This window comes from Pontibacter sp. HJ8, assembly GCF_054824225.1.
In genome coordinates, this window is the sequence record NZ_JSYF01000123.1 from 1 (window position 1) to 5,995 (window position 5,995).

Here is a 5,995-nt window from a genome sequence, read left to right on the forward strand (position 1 = left end):
CACTGAGGAGATCTGATCACCTTCATTTATTTTGATCAGGCGAACACCTTGTGTCGCACGTCCGATGACGCGGATATCTGCGACACGAAGCCTGATGGTAATGCCTGAACGGTTGATGATCATCAGATCATCGGTATCTACCACACCCTTGATAGCAACAAGTGAACCGGTTTTCTCAGTAACGTTCAGCGTTTTCACACCTTTGCCACCGCGGTTCGTTATACGGTATTCGTCTAACAAAGAGCGCTTTCCGAAACCATTTTCTGAAACAACAAGCAGTTCGGTTTTTTCATTCTCAACACAAACCATACCAACTACTTTATCCTCCGGACCTGCAAGCGTTACGCCCCGCACCCCGGCGGCATTTCGGCCCATTGGTCGTACCTGGGTTTCGTTGAAGCGGATGGCTCTGCCTGATCCCAGGGCAATTACGATTTCGCTGTTGCCGGTTGTCAGCTGCACGTCCAGCAATCTGTCGCCGTCGTTGATCGTAATGGCGTTGATACCATTCGTACGCGGACGGGAATAAGCTTCAAGCACCGTCTTTTTGATCGTGCCTTTTTCGGTACAGAATACCAGGTTGTGATTCAGCACAAAATCCTGGTTTTTCAGGTCACGCACATTGATGACAGCCCGTACCTTGTCCTCCTTCTCGATATTGATCAGGTTCTGGATCGCACGGCCTTTGGTAGTCTTCCCTCCTTCCGGGATCTCGTATACTTTCATCCAGAACACGCGACCGAACTCTGTAAAGAACAGCATATGGTGGTGCGTGCTGGCGATGAATACGTGTTCCGTGAAGTCACTTTCTTTGGAAGCAGCCACACCTCTTGATCCGATGCCGCCGCGGCTCTGGCTGCGGTATTCGCTCAGAGAGGTACGCTTGATATAGCCTTCATGCGAAATCGTGATCACCATGTTTTCTTCCGGAATCATGTCTTCGTAGGAGATATCCCCTGTCGATGCTTCAATGCCAGTGCGGCGCTCGTCTCCGTAACGCTCTTTGATCTCTGCCAACTCGTCCTTGATGATCTGCATGCGCAGGGCTTCATCGTTCAGTACAGAAGTCAGGTAATCGATCAGTTTCATGATCTCCTGGTATTCCGCCTGGATCTTGTCGCGCTCCAGACCGGTCAGGCGCTGCAGGCGCATATCCAGGATCGCACGGGCCTGTATTTCAGATAAACTGAATCGCTCCATCAAACCATTGCGGGCTATTTCCGGATCGCGGGAAGAACGGATCAGGCTGATCACTTCATCGAGGTTATCGAGCGCGATGAGCAAACCTTCCAGTATGTGGGCCCGCTTTCTGGCTTCTTCCAGTTCGTACTGCGTACGGCGGATCACCACCTCATGTCTGTGCTCCACAAAGTAATGGATCAGCTCTTTGAGGTTGAGCGTCATCGGGCGGCCTTTTACAAGGGCCACGTTGTTGACACCGAAAGAGGACTGCAACTGGGTATACTTGTAGAGGTTGTTGAGCACTACGCTCGGCATCGCATCGCGCTTCAGGTCATACACAATGCGCAGACCATCGCGGTCAGACTCATCCCGTAAGTCCGATATACCTTCGATTTTCTTTTCGTTGATGAGAGCGGCCGTCTTCTCGATAAGGGAAGATTTGTTGACCATGTACGGGATTTCCGTCACGATGATCTGCTCTTTGCCGGTTGACGTTGTTTCGAAAATAGCCCGTCCGCGCATCAGCACACGGCCGCGCCCGGTTTCGAAAGCTGACTTCACGCCATCGTAGCCATAGATGATACCACCCGTCGGGAAGTCCGGGGCCGTAATGAATTGCATCAGTTCGGCAATGGTAATATCTTTATTGTCGATGAAGGCCATTACGCCGTCAATAACCTCAGACAGGTTGTGTGGGGCCATGTTGGTTGCCATACCTACTGCTATACCTGACGTGCCATTTACCAGCAGGTTCGGGAATTTGGCAGGCATGACAGAGGGCTCCTTCAGGGAGTCGTCAAAGTTGGGTATAAAATCGACTGTGTTCTTTTCCAGGTCAGCCAGCAGTTCGTCGGAGATACGCTTCAGGCGGGCCTCAGTATAACGCATAGCGGCCGGTGAGTCACCATCGATCGAACCAAAGTTACCCTGGCCGTCTACCAGCATGTAGCGCAGCGACCAGGGCTGGGCCATACGTACCATCGTTTCGTAAACAGAAGAGTCACCGTGCGGGTGGTACTTACCCAGTACCTCTCCTACGATCCTGGCAGATTTTTTATAGGCTTTGTTATAAGATACCCCCAGTTCAGACATACCGTACAGTACACGTCGGTGTACTGGCTTCAGGCCGTCTCTTACATCGGGTAAGGCTCTGGAAATGATAACAGACATTGAGTAATCGATGTATGCACCCCGCATCTCGTCTTCAATGTTGATCGGTATTATTCGTTCGCCTTCGTTCATGATTAAGGTTTAAAAAATAATTTATGGTTGTTATACAATTAAGGCAAATCGCCTTGATACTAATTCTTGCGTTTGCTTTTGTCGTTGTCCCTTTTCACCGTCTCCCCTTTTTGTTTGGGCAGGCTCTCTCCTATCTTGGGATTTTGTTTTTTGTAAAACGGCATGCCCCTGAATTGTTCTTCGCTGCCGTGACTGTGCACCATGCGTACCTGGCAGGCGCTGATGGGACAAAGAGGTTTGCAGGAAGTGAAAAACAGAAACAGCAGAGCAGTGCTGAGGAATAAAAGCAGTCGGTTCGTTGCCATGCATTTTGAGTTAGGAAGAGCGCAAAAAATATGAGGTGCGCTCCTGCAGCCTTCTCTTACAAAAGTAGGGAAAATTGCATTAACAAACCAGCTTTATCAGGTATAGTTTACCTGTTTAAAAGGCGTTTTAGGCTGCTTTTTTCAGGTTCAGGCAGGGTGAAATCCATTGATGGTAAAACCTCCGTCCACGGCAAGGGTCTGGCCGGTGATATAAGCGGCTGCCGGCATGCAGAAGTACGCAATGGCACTGGCTACATCTTCCGGTTTGCCGACCACTTTCATGGGTGTTCTGCTGATAACTTCGTTGTAGTAGGTTTCGTTTTGCAGCACCGTCTGAGCCAGCGGTGTACTGATGTACCAGGGAGCCACGGCATTCACCCGGATGCCATCCTGCGCCCATTCCGCAGCCAGGTTTCTGGTCAGTTGCACCAGTGCCGCTTTGGTCATGCCGTAGATGGCGCCTGTGCGCACATGCGTCAGCCCTGCAACCGATGTTACATTGATGACATTGCCCTGCTCCGATTGCTGCAACAGCGGGTGTAACCGGCGGCTCAGTTCAAATGCCGAGCGCAGGTTGGTGTTCATCACAAAGTCGAATTCTTCTGCGGTATAGGCTGTGGCAGGCTTGCGAATGTTGGTGCCGACATTGTTCACCAGTATGTCCAGCGCTCCCCAGGTAGCTTCAATTTTCTCTACAAGCACTGTACGCCCTTCCGATGTGCTCACGTCGGCAGCGAGCACCTGCAGCCTTTCCGGGAACTGCTTCTGTAAGCTTTGCAGGTCTGCTTCTTTTCGGGCTACGGCCAGTACTTCGGCACCCAAAGCAATGAATTCTTCCACTACAGCAGCTCCAATCCCTTTGGATCCACCGGTTATGACTGCTTTCTTACCTGTGAGCAGCCACCTGTTCTGTGTCGTTTCTTTGTTCACTTTATTTCCCATTATAGGCTGATTGCTGTTCGTTTAACGAATGTAAGATTCAGACACCTATACCGCTATCTGCTGACTCTAAAAAGTACCCGGTGCAGTAAGCTTTTGTTATTGCTTGTTTCCCATGATCCGGTTCAAGTATGCCTTCAGGTAGTTGTTGTCAATTTGGGGCCGGTTATTGATCTCTTTGAACTCCAGTTCTCCTCTATCGTTCCGCCAGACGTGGTACACAAATACGTACTGCCCCTTTCCTTTTTGCCAGCCATCAAACTGTCCGAAGCGGAGGTCTTTTATGTAGATGCCTTTGCCGGCTTTTTCTATCACATAATAACCCTTGGTGATCTTCAACAGCCGTTCCAGTTTCGGATGGCCGCGGTACCCCTCCAGTAAATGCTCCTGGCGCGGCTCAAAATTGTACCTGATCTGCTTGTCCTTATCCAGCAGGGAATAAAAGCCGGTGTAGAATCCGTTTTCACTTTCGGCCGTGACCGCCCAGAACAGGGTGTTGAGCGGGGTTGGTTTGCTGATATAGGAGGTATAGCCGATGTGCTGGTGCTGCAGGCTCTCTTCAAAGGCATCGTTGGCGTAAGCTTTGGCAACGAAGGAAAAGAGAATATACGCCGTGCTGATAGCCAGCCCGGTATAATTGAGCATGCGCCGCTTGCTGCTCTTCCTGTTATAGAAAGCTGCTGCCACCACAAAACACAGGAATGGAACCGTGTAGAGCGGGTCTACAACGAAGATGTTGTAGAAGGCCACCCCGTAATTGCTAAAGGGCCAGAACAGTTGCGTACCCCAGGTAGTAAAACTGTCGAGGATGGCGTGGGTGGTGAAGCCCAGGAAGAAGAGCAGCGTCCAGTCGCGGAAAGTTGCCTCTTCGTTCCGGTAGAGGCGCCGCAAGAGCCAGCCCAGCAGCGGCGAAATGAGAACGGCGAAAAAGAAAGAATGCGTAATGGAGCGGTGAAAACTCAGTTGCTCTACCGCGTCCAGCCAGGGGTTCGCCAGGACGTCCAGGTCAGGTATGGTGCCGGCAATGGCGCCCCAGAGCAAGGCTTTGTTGCCCAGCCTTTTGCCGGCAACAGCCTCTCCTACAGCAGCGCCTAAAACTATTTGTGTCAGAGAATCCATGCCGTTAATCTATACCTTCCGCACAACTTACCGGATGATTGGTGCACGCTTAAACTCTTTTGTTCTGTCAAAAAGAAAGCGGTAGGTAACATACGTCTTCAGGACAGTACTTCCCACCTGTTCTACCACCTTCATCATTTTCGGGTTGAAGTCCCCGATCCAGTTCATTTGCAGGTCCTGGTAAGGTATGCTCGGGTTGCCTTGTACCAGTTTGGAGGCTGAGACCACCAGTGCAGCTTCCACGCCCTTGCCCTGGCATTCGGGTATGATGCCAAAGACGATGCCATACATGGTCTTGCAGGCACCACGCCAGCGATGGAAAATAAACTTTAGTTTGCCCCAAAGGTCCAGTTTGCCATTGGTGTACTTAAACAATTGGTTCAGCTCAGGTATGGCGATGAAAAATCCGGCAGGTTCCCCTTTGTAATATGCAAACCAGATGATGCGCTCATCCAGCACGGGCTTGAGGGATTTCATAATGGATTTCGCCTGCGCTTCTCCCATTGCTTTTACGCCTTCATGCTTTACCCAACCTTTGTTATAAATTACGCGGAAGTCTTCGGCATACTTATCCAGGTTGTTCTTGTCGAGGTGCTGGAAACGATACTCCGGATCATGTAGAATACGCTGTGACTTCTCATAATATTCAGGTGACAGCGGTGCTTCTACCGTGCGGTAGTAGACGTATTGATTGAAGTACAGCTGAAAACCATACTGCTCGAACAATTGCTGGTAGTATGGATAATTGTAGTTCATGCAGTAGGTTGGCGGCAGGAATCCATCCACCATAAGTCCCCACCACTTATCCCGTTCCCCGAAATTGATGGGCCCGTCCATGGCTTCCATACCCCGTTCCTGGAGCCAGGTCCGACAGGCCTCAAAAAGCAAATTGGCTGCTTGCTGATCGTTGATGCAGTCAAAGAATCCCATGCCTCCGGTCGGCTGCTCAAAGGTTTTGGCCGTTTTGTTGTTGATAAAAGCCGCCACCCTTCCTACAGCTGTTCCGCTTTTATCACGCACGATCCAGCGGATGGCTTCACCATCGCGCAGCAACTTGTTTTTTTTCGGATCGAATACCTGGTGGATATCCTTGTCCAGCGGCCGGATGTAGTTGGGGTCTTTCTTGTACAACCTGATCTGTACTTGCAGAAACTCTTCTGCCAGCTCGGGTGTGGAAACTTCTATCAGTTGCATTGCTGTGCTGTTAC

Annotated in this window: 5 protein-coding genes; all 5 read right to left on the reverse strand. The window is 50.6% G+C overall.

What is annotated here, in order from left to right; genetic code table 11:
- The coding region (gene gyrA, locus OB13_RS06875) for a DNA gyrase subunit A (RefSeq protein WP_461489416.1) at positions 1-2,424 on the reverse strand (2,424 nt) is incomplete at its 3' end.
- Between the two features lie 59 nt (positions 2,425-2,483).
- Positions 2,484-2,729 (reverse strand): hypothetical protein, encoded by a 246-nt coding sequence (locus OB13_RS06880; RefSeq protein WP_461489417.1) that lies wholly within the window; start codon positions 2,727-2,729, stop codon positions 2,484-2,486.
- Positions 2,730-2,876: 147 nt separating this feature from the next.
- A complete protein-coding gene (locus OB13_RS06885; protein WP_461489418.1) occupies positions 2,877-3,671 on the reverse strand; it encodes an SDR family oxidoreductase in 795 nt (264 codons plus the stop codon).
- Positions 3,672-3,767: 96 nt separating this feature from the next.
- Positions 3,768-4,787 carry a metal-dependent hydrolase gene (locus OB13_RS06890; RefSeq protein ID WP_461489419.1) on the reverse strand — a complete coding sequence of 340 codons (1,020 nt, stop codon included), beginning with the start codon at positions 4,785-4,787 and terminating at the stop codon, positions 3,768-3,770.
- A gap of 27 nt (positions 4,788-4,814) precedes the next feature.
- Positions 4,815-5,995, reverse strand: a 1,181-nt coding sequence (locus tag OB13_RS06895; RefSeq protein WP_461489420.1) for a hypothetical protein, incomplete at its 5' end; no start/stop codon positions are given.

Bases quoted from the DNA above. Each gene is read 5' to 3' on its own strand.
- OB13_RS06885 (WP_461489418.1), bottom strand. From the start codon at position 3,671: ATGGGAAATAAAGTGAACAAAGAAACGACACAGAACAGGTGGCTGCTC.
- OB13_RS06880 (WP_461489417.1), bottom strand. From the start codon at position 2,729: ATGGCAACGAACCGACTGCTTTTATTCCTCAGCACTGCTCTGCTGTTT.
- OB13_RS06890 (WP_461489419.1), bottom strand. From the start codon at position 4,787: ATGGATTCTCTGACACAAATAGTTTTAGGCGCTGCTGTAGGAGAGGCT.